This window comes from Zoogloea sp. GW822-FHT05C07 (assembly GCF_058800215.1).
This window is the reverse complement of the sequence record NZ_CM179510.1, coordinates 2179779-2192454: the sequence shown is the minus strand read 5'-3', so window position 1 is coordinate 2192454 and position 12676 is coordinate 2179779. Positions and strand designations below refer to the sequence as shown.

General features: G+C 69.1%; 15 protein-coding genes. 3 read left to right on the top strand and 12 right to left on the bottom strand.

The window, feature by feature from the left end; genetic code table 11:
• Nucleotides 1-648: a pyridoxamine 5'-phosphate oxidase gene (gene pdxH, locus AC3QL2_RS10325; RefSeq protein ID WP_493233509.1), complete on the bottom strand. Its 648-nt coding sequence runs from the start codon at nt 646-648 to the stop codon at nt 1-3.
• A 135-nt stretch (nt 649-783) separates the two neighbouring features.
• Here pdxH and AC3QL2_RS10320 point away from each other — a divergent pair, with 135 nt between their 5' ends.
• Complete coding sequence (locus AC3QL2_RS10320; RefSeq protein WP_493233507.1) at nt 784-1320, top strand: winged helix DNA-binding protein; 537 nt, start codon at nt 784-786, stop codon at nt 1318-1320.
• Nucleotides 1321-1332: 12 nt separating this feature from the next.
• On the opposite strand, the gene AC3QL2_RS10315 is transcribed toward AC3QL2_RS10320, so the two are convergent.
• The 11 genes from AC3QL2_RS10315 to AC3QL2_RS10265 form a co-directional block, all read right to left on the bottom strand.
• On the bottom strand, nt 1333-1590 hold the full coding sequence (locus AC3QL2_RS10315) for a SemiSWEET family sugar transporter (RefSeq protein ID WP_493233506.1): 258 nt from the start codon (nt 1588-1590) through the stop codon (nt 1333-1335).
• 12 nt (nt 1591-1602) lie between these two features.
• A complete protein-coding gene (locus tag AC3QL2_RS10310; protein ID WP_493233504.1) occupies nt 1603-2619 on the bottom strand; it encodes a 2Fe-2S iron-sulfur cluster-binding protein in 1017 nt (338 codons plus the stop codon).
• Nucleotides 2610-2945, bottom strand: coding sequence for a non-heme iron oxygenase ferredoxin subunit (locus AC3QL2_RS10305; protein WP_493233502.1), 336 nt, complete (start codon nt 2943-2945; stop codon nt 2610-2612). The genes AC3QL2_RS10310 and AC3QL2_RS10305 overlap by 10 nt, the downstream gene beginning before the upstream one ends.
• Nucleotides 2946-3011: 66 nt before the next feature.
• Nucleotides 3012-4196, bottom strand: a complete 1185-nt coding sequence (locus AC3QL2_RS10300) for an OmpP1/FadL family transporter (protein WP_493233500.1) — start codon at nt 4194-4196, stop codon at nt 3012-3014.
• The gene (locus AC3QL2_RS10295) at nt 4193-4975 is read right to left on the bottom strand and encodes an SDR family oxidoreductase (RefSeq protein ID WP_493233498.1); all 783 of its coding nucleotides are present in this window, start codon (nt 4973-4975) and stop codon (nt 4193-4195) included. Before AC3QL2_RS10295 ends, AC3QL2_RS10300 begins: the two co-directional genes overlap by 4 nt.
• Before the next feature lie 25 nt (nt 4976-5000).
• Entirely contained in the window at nt 5001-5549 is a 549-nt protein-coding gene (locus AC3QL2_RS10290) for a flavin reductase family protein (RefSeq protein ID WP_493233496.1), read from the bottom strand.
• Nucleotides 5539-6804, bottom strand: coding sequence for a styrene monooxygenase/indole monooxygenase family protein (locus AC3QL2_RS10285; protein ID WP_493233494.1), 1266 nt, complete (start codon nt 6802-6804; stop codon nt 5539-5541). Before AC3QL2_RS10285 ends, AC3QL2_RS10290 begins: the two co-directional genes overlap by 11 nt.
• A 29-nt stretch (nt 6805-6833) precedes the next feature.
• Nucleotides 6834-7319 carry a nuclear transport factor 2 family protein gene (locus AC3QL2_RS10280; protein ID WP_493233492.1) on the bottom strand — a complete coding sequence of 162 codons (486 nt, stop codon included), beginning with the start codon at nt 7317-7319 and terminating at the stop codon, nt 6834-6836.
• Nucleotides 7320-7321: 2 nt separating this feature from the next.
• The gene (locus AC3QL2_RS10275) at nt 7322-7666 is read right to left on the bottom strand and encodes a hypothetical protein (protein ID WP_493233490.1); all 345 of its coding nucleotides are present in this window, start codon (nt 7664-7666) and stop codon (nt 7322-7324) included.
• Nucleotides 7667-7677: 11 nt separating this feature from the next.
• Nucleotides 7678-8883, bottom strand: coding sequence for an aromatic ring-hydroxylating oxygenase subunit alpha (locus AC3QL2_RS10270; protein WP_079435120.1), 1206 nt, complete (start codon nt 8881-8883; stop codon nt 7678-7680).
• 36 nt (nt 8884-8919) lie between these two features.
• A complete protein-coding gene (locus AC3QL2_RS10265) occupies nt 8920-10236 on the bottom strand; it encodes an acetamidase/formamidase family protein (protein ID WP_493233488.1) in 1317 nt (438 codons plus the stop codon).
• Between the two features lie 292 nt (nt 10237-10528).
• Here AC3QL2_RS10265 and AC3QL2_RS10260 point away from each other — a divergent pair, with 292 nt between their 5' ends.
• Together AC3QL2_RS10260 and AC3QL2_RS10255 are read left to right on the top strand one after the other, a co-directional pair.
• Nucleotides 10529-12019 carry a PAS domain S-box protein gene (locus AC3QL2_RS10260; RefSeq protein ID WP_493233486.1) on the top strand — a complete coding sequence of 497 codons (1491 nt, stop codon included), beginning with the start codon at nt 10529-10531 and terminating at the stop codon, nt 12017-12019.
• Nucleotides 12012-12668, top strand: coding sequence for a response regulator transcription factor (locus tag AC3QL2_RS10255; RefSeq protein WP_493233485.1), 657 nt, complete (start codon nt 12012-12014; stop codon nt 12666-12668). The genes AC3QL2_RS10260 and AC3QL2_RS10255 overlap by 8 nt, the downstream gene beginning before the upstream one ends.
• Nucleotides 12669-12676 lie beyond the last annotated feature (8 nt).

The window sequence follows — 12676 nt, the reverse complement described above, 5'->3', positions numbered from 1 at the left end:
TCAAGGGGCCAGCCGTGCCTTGTGCCAGCTGCCGTCCGGCTGCAGGCGGTAGGCGATGCGGTCGTGCAGGCGCGAGCTGCGGCCCTGCCAGAATTCCCAGTAGTCCGGCACCAGCCGGAAACCACCCCAGTGCGGCGGGCGCGGCGGGTTGAGGCCGAAGCGCAGGCCATATTCGGCGGCGCGGGCGACCAGCACGCCGCGGCCGGCAATCGGCTCGCTCTGCGGCGAGGCCCAGGCGCCGACGCGGTGGCTCAGCGGGCGGCTGGCGAAGTAGGCGTCGGACTCCTCGGCGGACACCCGTTCGACGCGGCCCTCGATGCGCACCACCCGTTCCAGCTCGACCCAGTGGAACTGCAGCGCGGCGAAGGGATGGGCCTCCAGTTCGCGGCCCTTGCGGCTGGCGTAATTGGTGTACCAGACGATGCCGCGCGCGTCGTAGCCCTTGATCAGTACGATGCGGGTGGACGGCCGCCCGTCGGGGCCGACCGTCGCGACGGTCATCGCGTTGGGTTCCGGCAGGCCCTTGTCCAGCGCCTCCTTCAGCCAAGCGGCGAACTGGTTCAGCGGAAATGCGGCGGCCTCGTCGTCGTCGAGGCTGCCGTGCTCGTAGCTCTTGCGCAGGTCGGCAAGGTCGGGATCGTCGCTCATGGTGGATCTCGCTGCATGTGGGGGCAGGGCACCGTCCGTGGTGTCCGGTGCCGCCATTGTCCCATGAGCGGCAGCGCCGGCGGGACGGGGGCGGCTAGAATGGCTGCGCTCCCCATTTCCGCGCCGCCGCAGCCCATGAGTTCTCCCGCCCAACCCGCCGTATCCGATGAGTCCTCCTGGCACCTGGCCGCCTCGGAGGCGGAGCGGGTGGTTGCCGAATTCGAGCATGCGCTGATCTGCCTGTGCGAGGCCTTCGGCCGCTACAACCAGCAGGGCCTGGCCAGCGTGGCCGACGGCTACACCTTCAGCGGGCAGGACAACACGATCCTGCATATCGTCGCCACGCTGGACCGCCCGAAGAGCCTCTCGGACATCAGCCGCTTCATGAACCGGGACGACCTGGCCAACATCCAGTACAGCGTGCGCAAGCTGCTCAAGGCCGGCCTCATCGAGAAGGCCAGCGACCGCTCGGCGCGCGGCACCACTTATCAGGTTACCGCCGCGGGGCGCCAGGAGGTGGCGGCCTTCGTCGCCAACCGGCGCGAACTGCTGCTCGCCCCGGCCGAGGAGATGGAGCAACTGCGCGAGCAGTTGCGCGCCGCCACCAAGGTGATGAGCCACTTCATCGGCCTGTACGACCAGGCCGCCCGGGTGATGAGCACGCGGCGTTGAGGGGGCGGCGCGTCAGCCGTCGAAGCGCCGCTTCATCGCCAGGATGGCCAGCGCCAGCAGCAGGATGATGCCGTTGGTGACCACCAATGCGCCGTCGCCACGGCGCAGGCCATGGATCATCCACAGCAGCACGCCGGCGATCAGCACCGCGTACATCGCCCACGACACGTCGCGGGCGCTGCGGCTCTTCCAGATCTGCCAGGCCTGGGGCAGGAAGGCGGCGGTGCTGAGGCAGCCGGCCAGCGGGCCGATCAGGTTGTCGAGGTTCATTCGCGGGCCTGCTCAGAAGAAGCGGTCGAAATGGATGTGCTGCGGTGCGACCCGGTGGGTGACCTGCAGCAGCTGTTGCAGGGCTTCGACCATCGGCGGTGGGCCGGCCAGGTAGAACTCGGCGGTGGGGATGCGTTCGCCGAGGGTGCGTTCCACCAGTTCGTGCACCGGTCCGATGGCGCCCGGCCAATGTGCAGCCTGGGCAGCGGCCGGGTCGGACACCGCGGCGTGGTAGCGGAGTTGAATGCCGTAGCCGGGCAGGGCCGCGAGTTCGGCCTCGCCGCACAGGTCGGCCGGGGTGCGTCCGCCGTAGAAGAAATCCAGCCGGCGGCCGGCCAGCGCCGGGTGGGCCGCCGCGCCGCGGGCCACCGACAGCATCGGTGCCAGCCCGGAGCCGCCGGCGATGCAGACGATGTCGCGTGGGCTGTCGGGGCGCAGGTGGGCGAGGCCGTAGGGGCCGTCCAGTTCCGCCGTGGCGCCGGGTGCCAGCTGCTCGAACAGCGTGCCGGTGGCTTCGCCGCCGGTTACCCGGCGGATGCGGAAATGCCACTCGCCGGCACCGTTGGGCAGGTTGGCCATCGAATAGGCCCGTTCGCGGGCGACGCCGGGCAGGGCCAGGAAGGCGTATTGGCCGGGCAGAAAATCCGCCGGCGCGTCGGCCTGGAAGACGAACTCGCGGATGTCGTGGGTGACGTCGCGCACGGCAGCCAAGCGTGCCGTCCGCCGCTGCGGGCGGATCGCCGGCACGGCGCGGGGATCCAGCTGCAGGCGCAGGCCGGCGTCGCCTCGCGGGCGGCTCTGGCAGGCCAGCATGCGGCCCTTGCGGCGGTCCCGCGCGGACAGGCCGGGGGCGTCCGGCCACAGGTCGTCCACCTGTCCTTCGACCACCTCGCCGCGGCAGCAGCCGCAGGCGCCGACGCCGCACTCGTAGGGCAGGCCCACGCCGGCGCGCAGGCCGGCCCGCAGCAGGTTGTCTCCGTCCCGGCATTCGAAGACGGCTTCGCCGTCGTTCACTGTGATCACGGGCATGGCGCGGTCTCCGTCTCATCCACGGCGGCGAACACCGCTTCGTCCTTCACCTCGACGCGGTAGACCCGCAGCGGGATGGAGCACGGGGCGCCGGCGGGGCGGCCGCTGGCGATCTCGAAGGCCCCCTGATGGTAGGGGCATTCCACCACGCCGTCGTCGCAGTCGATCTCCCCGTCGCACAGGGAGGCATCGCCGTGGGTGCAGGTGTCGTCGGTGACGTAGAAACGGCCTTCCAGATTGAAGACCGCCAGGGGCGGGCGATCCGGCAATTCGATGCGGCGGCAGCCGCCGGTCGGCACGTCGATGGTGGGGCACAGTTTTTTCATGATGATCGTCTCTGGTTGAAGGGGCCGCCCGGCGGGGCGGCCCGGAGTCGTGTCGGATTCAGCGGCCTACCACTTCCAGGCCCAGGCGGCGCCGAGCCATTGCTGGGACATGCGGACGTTCACACCGGCGCTTGGGCCGGTACCGCGCACTTCCTCGCCGAAGACCCGCGTATAGACCAGCGACAGTTCGTGGCTGGCGTCCATCGCCCAGGTCGCGCCGAGGGTGGCGTGGTCCTGGGGGGTGACCGGGGCGAGGTAGTCGAGGGTCGCATTCTCCTTGCCGACGATCTGCGTGCCGTGGCTGTAGCCGGTGCGCAGGGTCAGTGCGGGGGTGGCCTGCCAGGACGCGCCGATCCGCGAGATGGTCTGGCTGCGCCAGCCGAAGCCGGGCTGCGGGGCGGTGAGCGCATTGGCGAGGGAGTCGATGTCGCCCCAGTTCACGCGCATCAGGTCGGCGGCGATCACGATGCCGTCGCGCGGCCGCCAGGCGACGCCGACGCCGTAGCGCTCGGGCACGTCGAACTCGCCGGAATGGGCGAGCAGGTTGCGGTAGGCCTTCAGCTTGCCCATGTGCATGCGCGCCGCGTACATGGCGCCGAGGGTGATCTGCTCGCTGACCTGGCCGGTCCAGCCCAACTTGAAGCCGGCGCCCATCGAGCTTTCGGTGCCCTGGCCTTCCTGGCCGAGGCCGTCGGGCACGCCGTCTACACGGAAGCGCTGATAGGCCAGGTCGAGGGATACGCCGACCGCCTGGCCGGGGCTGAGGCGTAGCGCGTAGGTGGGGGCGACGATGACCTGCATCAGCTTGGCGGCGTCCTTGCCGCTGCCGGGGCCGCCGACGATGGAGGTGTCGTACTGGGTCGTCACGCCGTTGCCGTAGACCGACACGCCGACCGACTGGTGGTCGTCGAGCATGTGGTTGTAGCCGAATTCGGGGATCGGGATGGCCTTGACGCCGTCGCCGTCGAAGTTGGTGCCGCCGAAGGTGGACGCCGGCTTGGGCATCACCACGGCCAGACCGAGATCGAGGCGGTTGCCGACGAAGGCCATGCCCGCTGGGTTGTTGGCGGCGGCCAGCGCGTCCTGGGGCAGGGCGATGGACGCGCCGCCCATGCCCTGGGCCTTGATGCCGTAGCCGTGGGGCATCGTGCCATTGGTGGCGTGGGCGGGCAGCGCGACGGCGAGGAGGGCCGCGCCGGCGGCGGGAATACAGTGGCGGCGCCAGCGGGGGCGGGTCGGGGCGGGGGTCATGACAGCAGCTCCGTGATGGGGGAAAGGGCTTGCTCGGGGCCGAGGGCGGCGTAGCCGCCATCCACCGCCAGGTTGGTGCCGGTGATGAAGCGGGCGTGGTCGGAGCACAGGAAGAGCACTGCGTCGGCCACTTCGGCGGGGTCGCCGATGCGGCCGAGCATGTGGAAGGGGCGGGCGACCTGCTCCACCTTGTCGCGGTCGCCGCCGGAGATCTGGTCGAGGATGCCGGACCAGGTCCAGCCCGGCGACACGGCGTTCACGCGGATGCCCTCCGGTGCCAGGTCCAGCGCTGCGCTGCGGGTGAATTGCAGGACTGCGGCCTTGCTGGCCGGGTAGGTCCAGCGCCCGGCCTGGGCCACGCCGGCGCTGGTGGAGCCGAAGTTCACCACCGCGCCGCCGTTTTGCAGCTGCGGGCGGGCGGCGCGCAGGAAGCCGACGGCGCCGAAGAGATTCACCGCGAAGGCCTTCTCCCAGTCGCTGCGCGGCGAGGCGGGGCCTTGGTCGGCATATACGGCGGCCACGTTGACCAGGCAGTCGAGGCGTCCGAAAGCCTGCACAGTCGTCGCCACGCAGGCTTCGATGTCGGCGTCGCGGGCCACGTCGGTGGCGACGAAGCGCGCCGCGTCGCCGAGCTCGGCGGCCAGCCGGTCGCCGCCGGCCCGGTCGATGTCGGCGATGACGACCCGTGCGCCGGCGGCGACGAAGGCGCGGGCGACCGCCGCGCCGATCAGGGTGGCGCCGCCGCTGACGATCGCCACCTTGTCCTTGAGTCCTCTCATTGGGGGTTCCTTTCTGTTTGTCCGGTCAGCCGGCGAGAGCCGGTTCGGGGAGCGGTGCGGACTGTGGCGCGGGGCCGAGACGGCCCTGACAGAACAGCAGCGGGTTGCGGCTGTTCCAGCGGTAGCGCAGCACGCGGCCGATCAGGATCAGGTGGTCGCCGCCGGGATGGACGGCTTCGCGCTGGCACTCGAACTGGGCCACCGCACCGGCCAGCAGCGGGGCGCCACCGGCGCCGGGCTGGGTGATGAGGCCGGCGAACTTGTCCGGACCAGGGCGGCCGAAGCGCTGGCACAGGTCGAGCTGACCGTCGGCCAGTACGTTCACCGCGAAGTGACTGCCGCTGCGGAAGGCGTCCAGGTTGGGCGACTGGCGCGACAGGCTCCACAGGATCAGCGGCGGGTCGAGGGACACGGTGTTGAAGGAGCTGGCAGTGACGCCCACCGACCGGCCGCCGTCGGCCAGGGTGGTGATCACCGTGACGCCGGTGGCGAAGCTGCCGAGGGCCCGGCGCAGGCCGGACGGGTCGGCGGCGTCCAGCTCGCCGTCCCAGCGGGGAGCGGAATCAGGCGGCACAGGGCACCGTCCTTTCGGCGACGAAGCGGCGGGCTTCGTCCAGGTCGGCGATCCACGGCCAGTAGTTGCGCGGGTTGTCGAAGCAGCGCATGAAGGCATCGCCTACCGGCGGGTGCTGCGAGGCGGCGCCGAGCACTTCCATCACCGGCGCGCCGGGCGGCTTGAGCAGGGCGTTGGTGAAGGCGGTGGTGTACATCGCCGATTCGGCCCAGAACGTCTCGAAGGTGTCTTCCATCCATGCCGCGTCGAAGGCGCTGTTGCCGCGGGCCTGGATGCGCGACACCAGGTGGCGGACCATGCGCGCGGCGTTGTTGGAGCCCTGGCCGGCGATCGGGTCGTTGAGCACCGCGGTGTCGCCGATGGCCATCACCAGCCCGCCGGAAGGCAGGCGGCCGACCGGCTTGCGCACGGTGGGGGTGAATGCGCCCTTCAGCCAGGCGTCGGCGTCGGTCAGTTCGGCACCGTCCAGGTGGTGGAGGTCGTCGGGGGCGAATTCGGCGATCACCTGGCGGGCGATTTCCAGCAGCTCCTTGCCGTCCCTGGCGTCCTGGAAGCGGTCCATCGGGCCGTCGGGGATGGCTTCGAACAGGAAGCTGCGGCACTCGCCCTTGGTGTGGGTGTAGAAGGGCAGCGAGAAGAACTCGCCGACGCCGGCCACGAAGTTGAAGCGCAGGGGACGGAAGGGCACCCGCTTCCACGGCCGGTCGCCGAGCATCTTGGGGCCGGTGAGCAGCAGCGCGGCCAGGTTGCGCGGCGGGCTGAGGTGCTCGCTGCGCTCGTCGTCGCGGGCGAAGAAGGCGTTGATCTGGCCCTTGCCGGCGGCCACCATGGTCAGGTCGGATTCGGCGGCGATCTTCTCCAGGTCGGCCACCGACACGGCCTGGATCACCAGCTTGCCGCCACGGCGCGGGAATTCCTGCAGCCAGCGGGAGAACTTGGTGCGCTGGTCGAGGGCCTGGCCTTGCAGGTTGCCGAGGCGGCCCTGCACGGTGAGGCCGATGCGGCCGTCCGGCCCGCGGAAATCCACGTGCATGCCTTCGCCGAAGGGCACCAGATCTTCCCAGAAGTTGAGGCCGAGGGCCCGCTCGGTGGCCAGGGAGCTGTCGAACAGGAAGGCGGTGCTGGGGATGCGGCTGTTGAGCACCTGTTCCGCCGTCCGGTCGGTGTAGACGGTGACGGCGTAGCCCTTGTCGAGCAGGGCGAAGCCGAGCAGCAGGCCGGCCTGGCCGCCGCCGATCAATGAAATCTTGCGCATGTGCGTGTCCTCTTTCGTCGATATGGGGTTCAGGCCGCCGGTGGCAGGGTGTGCCAGCCTTCCGTGTGCGGGCTGAGGAGCTTCAGGTCGAGGCTGACGTGGGTGAAGCGCCAGCCGTCCGGGCCTTTTTCAAGTTGGGTGTCGTAGGTGCCGCCGATCCAGTGGGCGGCGGGCTGCATTTCGCCGGCGGCGACGCGGGCCAGTTCCCACAGGTACCAGCGGCAGCGGGCGCGCCGCCCGTCCGGTGCCGGTTCGATGAGCGGCGAGACCATGTAGTGCAGCGACCAGCGGATGTCTTCGCGGCCGATGCGGGCCAGTTCGCGGGTGATGTTTTCCGCCCCCTCGTAGCGCCCGAAGCCGGCGCATTCCCACACGGCCTCGTCGGCGAACAGCGGGCCGAAGATCGCCGGGTCGTTGTTGCGGTCGGCGCCGAGGGCGTAGGTGGCCACCACGTTGCGGATCGCCTCGATGTCCTCGAGGCGGGTCAGGCGGGCGGCGAGGGCGGCGGCGTCCATGTTCAGCCCGCCAGTTCGCCGTGGTCGGCGACGAAGCGGCTCTCGTCGAAGCTGTGCGGCACCTTCGGGTCGCCGCCGTACAGCTCGATGTGGGGCGCGACTTCGGCCAGCGACAGGGCCAGGTTGAACAGGCGGTCGGCGTCCGGCGGCAGCTCGCCGAGGGGGTAGCGGTCCACGTATTCGACGATGTCCTCGATGCGCGGCAGCATGGCTTCGTAGAAGGCCCGCAGCTCGCCGCGGGAGGAATGGATGCGGCGCTGCTGGCGGGCGTTCTGGGTGGGCAGGGCCCAGGTGGTGACCAGCGGTTCGAGGACTTCGAAGGACTTGGGCAGGGCGGTGGTGGTCATGGCGGTATTCCTCATTCGGCGTGCATGTAGGCTTCCAGGGCGTGGTAGCCGTGGCGGATCAGGATTTCGTCGTCCTGCAGGTGCATCCACTGCTTGGCGCCGGATTCCAGGGCGGTCTGGGTGTCTTCCATCGTCGCGGTGTCTTCCAGCCAGGCGTTGCGCTGCAGGGCCTGGGCGTGTTCCAGCGCCCAGCGCTGGCTGTTGGTCTTGGGCGGACGGACGTAGTACTTGCCTTCCCACAGGGTCTTGTTGTGGGCGATGGGCCAGAACTGGTGGGTGAACCAGATGCCTTCCGAGACGTGCAGCAGCAGGTTGGGGAAGAGCACCGACAGTTCGAAGGAGAAGTCCTCGCGGCGGTCCGGATTGACGGTCGGCGGCAGCATGGAGGCGCCGCGGCGGGCCACCAGCGAGCCGGTGACCAGCGCGTTGGCGATCTTCGCCACCGGCGTCGGGTCGTTCTTCAGGGACAGGCAGATCGCCGTGGTGCGGTGCGGGCCGTACAGCTCGACGTTCTGCAGGCCGGACGAGAACACGTTGGGGAAGGAGCCGGCGTGGATGGTGGCCACGTGGTAGGCCTCGGCGAAGGCGTCGTGGGCGACCTTCCAGTTGCAGTCCAGGTAGGTGTGGTAGCTGAAGCAATGGGACAGCTCGCCGTAGGGGAAGCCGGCCAGGTGGGTGCCGATGCCGTCGAGGAAGTCCTTCAGCGGGACAACTTTTTCAGCCGGGTCGAGGTTCACGAAGATGAAGCCTTCCCACACGTCGGTATGCACCGGGGTGAGGGCGTTCTTCTCCTTCTCGAAGCAGGCGTGGAACTTGTTCTCCTCGGGCACCTGCACCAGCTTGCCTTCGGCGTTATAGACCCAGCCGTGGAAGCGGCAGGTGACGACGGCGGCCTTGTTGCGGCCGAAAGTTTCCTCGCCGCTCTCGACGATGACCTTGTTGCCGCGGTGCGAACAGGTGTTGTGATAGCCGCGGACCTGGCCGTCCTTGCCGCGGATGAGGATCACCGAGGTCTTGGCGAAGGCCAGCTTCTTGACCTTGTAGTCGCCGGGGTTGGCGATCTCCTCGACGCGGCCGACCTTCAGCCAGCTCTTCATGAAGACCTTCTTGCGTTCCTCCTCGAAGAACTCGGGGGAGATGCAGGGTTCGACGGGGATCGGGCCGGTCCCCAGGTCGGGATACTTGGCGGCCCACTTCAGTTCGGAGGGTGCATTCATCGGATGACTCCTTGGTGTGGTTGGAGAGGGAAGGATTCAGTTGTCGAGGCCGTACTGGGCGCGGACCAGGTCGCCGATGCCGAGGCGGTCGAGGATGGGCAGCGGGCACAGGAAGGTGACCCGCACCACGCCGGGCAGGCGGCTGATCTCGATGGAGCCGGTGATGGTGGCGCGGTTGAGGATCTCGTCCGGTGACAGGCCGGTGAGGCGGGCGGCGCGGTCAACGCCGTTGTGGGTGGCGTCGTTGAGGTTGCGGCCGGTGCCGATGAAGGTGATCGGGCCGTTCTCCTCGATGGCGGTCTGGCCGAAGCGCTCGGCCAGCGCTTTCACGGCGGCGCGCTGCCCGGCGTTCATCGGGCGGGCCATCGGCGGCAGGTCGTCGGGGCGCTGGAGCAGGATTGGGCCGTCGATGGCGAGGCCCTTGATCACCTCGACCCGTACTTCGGTCACGCCGGACACGTCGGTGGCGTGGCCGGCCACTTCGCCGTTGCCCTGCTGGGCATGCATGTCGCCCATGTAGATGCCGGCGCCGGGCACCTTGACCGGGCAGATCAGGATCGCCCCGGCACGGACCGAGTTGGTGTCCATGTGGCCGTCGGTCTTGTGGGCGTCCAGCTCGGCCTGCGTCATCGCGTAGGCGTGGGGCGCATCCACCAGGAAGGCGCCGAAGTCGCCGGCGTTGTGGGAATCCGGCAGGTCCTTGGACGGGGTGGTGCCGATGTTGCCGAGGAAGGGTTGCATGTGCGCCGCCAGGCCGACGATGTCGGTGCGGGCCAGGGACAGGATCGAGTGTTGCTCGGCGTTGGCGGGCAGCGCGGCGTTCTCGCGGGCCTGGGCGGCGAGGCGCCCGGCGGCGGCGTGGTCCACCGTCAGCGAGACCTTGTTGTCCTTGTCGAGGACGATCACGTAGCCGTTGGTGAAGCGGAAGGCATTCACCTCGGCACCGCACACGTCGCAATGCACAGCATCGTCGCCGATGCCCTCGATGTGGCTGGGCGGGCTGACAGTGCCGCAGCTGGGGCACAGCTTGGCGACGAAGGGATCGCCGAGGTAGCGGCCGTCCACGAAGGCCATCACGCCGGAGGAGGTGGCGAGGGAGGTGACCTCCATCGCCTTGATGTGGATCGCCACCGCGTCGCCGACCTCGGCGCCGTCCACTGCGACCGGCTGGGAGACTTCATGGCCGCCCTGGAACTTGGGGGTGATCATCGGCCCCCAGCAGCCCGGCGGCGTGCCGACGCGGATGGTGCCACCGTCGGCTACCGGGCCGAGCATCTCGTTGCCCGGCCCGACGATGCCGCGGGTGTAGGTGGTGACGACGACCGACTGGTGTGGCGTGCTGCGGGTGCTCATGAAAGGACTCCTTGCTAAGTAGGGGCTTGCGTCGTCCGGAGGTTGCGGGGTGGGCGGGGCCCGCGAGCCTTCGATGTTTATGGTGAATTTTTCAATTCGATTTACACTGTAATTTTGATATTCAGGGCGAACCTCGACAGGTCCGGCCTCGTCGTCGGCGCCGCTCGCAACGGCCCGGAACGTGCTAGCAAGGTTATCGACGGGGGTGTGCGCGGAAAATCCGGTGACGCACTTAAGCAGATAGGTATTAGTTCTTAGCGGCGCTAAGCAAAGGCCGCGGGGGAGGCATGACATGCACGTGGCGACGAACTACCAGGACGTCTTCGATCACGCCAACGACGCGATCTTCATCCATGACGAGGCGAGCGGCGCGATCCTCGACGCCAACCGGATGGCGGCGCGCATTACCGGCTTTCCGGTGCCGCTGCTGCGCAAGATGCGGGTCGGTGACATCAGCGCGCGGGACCGCGGCTGTGACGGACTTGGTGCATTGACGCACATACATCGTGCGGTGGACGAAGGGCCGCAGATCTTCGAATGGTGGCTGCGCCAGCCCGACGGCAGCGAGCTGCCGACCGAGGTCAACCTCAAGCGCATCATCACCGACGGCCATCCTCGGGTGATCGCGCTGGTGCGCGATATCCGCGACCGCAAGCAGGCCGAGGAGCGCCTGGTGGCGCGGGAAGCCTATTACCGGCGCCTGATCGCCAACATCAGTGACGGCATCGCGATCCTCGACCGCTGCGGCGTGGTGCGCTGGGTCGGTCCCTCGATCCGCAAGGTGCTCGGCTTTCGCGAACGGGAGGTGCGCGGGCGCAGCATCTTCTCGCGCATCGAACAGGATGACGCGGCGCGCCTGGCCGGTCAGCTGGAGGCGCTGGCCCGCAGCGAGGGCGGCGAAGCGAGCTTCCGTTGCCGTATCCAGCATCGGGACGGCAGCTGGCGGACCCATGAAGGCAGCTGCGTAAACCTGCTGGAGGACGACTGCGTCGGCGGCCTGCTGGTCACCTTCCGCGACGTGACCAGCCGCATCGAGGCTGAGGAGCGTGTGCGCCAGCGCGACCTGGAGCTGAGCCACATGGCCCGCCTGTCCACCACCGGCGAAATGGCCTCGGCGCTGGCCCACGAGCTCAACCAGCCCTTCTTCGCGATCATGAATTTCGTCGGCGGCGCGGTGCGCCGCGCCCAGGCCGGCCGGCTCGACGGCGATGCGCTGCTGGAGGTGCTGGAGAACACCAGGAGCCAGGCCGAGCGGGCCGGCCGCATCATCCGCACGGTGCGCAACTTCACGCGCAAGAGCAGCTACCACCGGGAGACCGTGGACATCCGTACGATCATCGAGGAGATCGCTCCCTTCATCGAGATCGAGGCACGTTCCCGGCGCATCCGCGTGCGCTACCGCCTGCTGCGCGAGCCGGCGCTGGTGGATTGCGACTGGGTGCTGATCGAGCAGGTCATCGCCAACATCGCCCGCAACGGCATCGAGGCCATGTCCGACACGCCGCAGGAGCTGCGCCAGCTCACCATCGCCACCCACCTGACCGCCGCCGGCACCGTCAACGTGTCCATCGAAGACCGCGGCCACGGCCTGCCGCGGGCCAACCCGGATCGCATCTTCGACGCTTTCTTTACCACCAAGAAGGAAGGCCTCGGTATCGGTCTTTCGCTCTGCCGTTCCATCGTCGACTCCCACGACGGCCACCTGTGGGCCACCCAGGGCGGCGGCGGCGGGGCCAAGTTCCACTTCAACCTGCCCCTCGCCAGCGGAGACGCCCATGTCTAGCCCCCTCGCCCATCCTCCCGCCCTGCCCACCGTCTACGTGGTGGATGACGATGACGGTGTGCGCGAGTCCCTGCGCTGGCTGCTGGAATCCGTCGGCCATCCGGTACGGGTGTTCCGCCACGGCCGCGATTTCCTCGATGGCTACGACCCGAACCTGCCCGGCTGTCTGCTACTCGATATCCGCATGCCGCTGATGGGCGGCTTCGAGCTGCAGGAGGTGCTGCGCATCGACAACCCGGCGCTGCCCATCCTGTTCCTCACCGGCCACGGCACCATCCCGATGTCGGTGCGGGCGATGCGGGCTGGCGCCTTCGACTTCATCGAGAAGCCGTTTTCCGACCAGGCCCTGCTGGAACGCGTGCAGGATGCGGTGAACGACGCCGCCGAACGCCACCGCCAGCAGCGCCACGTGCGCTCGATCAACCACCACCTGGCGATGCTATCGCCGCGGGAGCGGGAAGTCCTCGACCTGCTGATGGACGGCATGTCGAGCCGGCAGATCGGCGAGGAACTGGGCATCAGCAAAAAGACCGTCGAGGTGCATCGCTGCCATATCCGCGAAAAGCTGGGTATCGGCACGGTGGCGGAGCTGGTGCGCATGGTCCTCAACAACGGCGGTGACGGGAACACGGTGGCCGCCCGCCGCTGAACCGGAGG

What these genes read in the sequence shown, in the direction of transcription:
- pdxH (WP_493233509.1), bottom strand. Translation starts at nt 648, where the DNA reads ATGAGCGACGATCCCGACCTTGCCGACCTGCGCAAGAGCTACGAGCAC.
- AC3QL2_RS10320 (WP_493233507.1), top strand. Translation starts at nt 784, where the DNA reads ATGAGTTCTCCCGCCCAACCCGCCGTATCCGATGAGTCCTCCTGGCAC.
- AC3QL2_RS10315 (WP_493233506.1), bottom strand. Translation starts at nt 1,590, where the DNA reads ATGAACCTCGACAACCTGATCGGCCCGCTGGCCGGCTGCCTCAGCACC.
- AC3QL2_RS10310 (WP_493233504.1), bottom strand. Translation starts at nt 2,619, where the DNA reads ATGCCCGTGATCACAGTGAACGACGGCGAAGCCGTCTTCGAATGCCGG.
- AC3QL2_RS10305 (WP_493233502.1), bottom strand. Translation starts at nt 2,945, where the DNA reads ATGAAAAAACTGTGCCCCACCATCGACGTGCCGACCGGCGGCTGCCGC.
- AC3QL2_RS10300 (WP_493233500.1), bottom strand. Translation starts at nt 4,196, where the DNA reads ATGACCCCCGCCCCGACCCGCCCCCGCTGGCGCCGCCACTGTATTCCC.
- AC3QL2_RS10295 (WP_493233498.1), bottom strand. Translation starts at nt 4,975, where the DNA reads ATGAGAGGACTCAAGGACAAGGTGGCGATCGTCAGCGGCGGCGCCACC.
- AC3QL2_RS10285 (WP_493233494.1), bottom strand. Translation starts at nt 6,804, where the DNA reads ATGCGCAAGATTTCATTGATCGGCGGCGGCCAGGCCGGCCTGCTGCTC.
- AC3QL2_RS10280 (WP_493233492.1), bottom strand. Translation starts at nt 7,319, where the DNA reads ATGGACGCCGCCGCCCTCGCCGCCCGCCTGACCCGCCTCGAGGACATC.
- AC3QL2_RS10275 (WP_493233490.1), bottom strand. Translation starts at nt 7,666, where the DNA reads ATGACCACCACCGCCCTGCCCAAGTCCTTCGAAGTCCTCGAACCGCTG.
- AC3QL2_RS10270 (WP_079435120.1), bottom strand. Translation starts at nt 8,883, where the DNA reads ATGAATGCACCCTCCGAACTGAAGTGGGCCGCCAAGTATCCCGACCTG.
- AC3QL2_RS10265 (WP_493233488.1), bottom strand. Translation starts at nt 10,236, where the DNA reads ATGAGCACCCGCAGCACGCCACACCAGTCGGTCGTCGTCACCACCTAC.
- AC3QL2_RS10260 (WP_493233486.1), top strand. Translation starts at nt 10,529, where the DNA reads ATGCACGTGGCGACGAACTACCAGGACGTCTTCGATCACGCCAACGAC.
- AC3QL2_RS10255 (WP_493233485.1), top strand. Translation starts at nt 12,012, where the DNA reads ATGTCTAGCCCCCTCGCCCATCCTCCCGCCCTGCCCACCGTCTACGTG.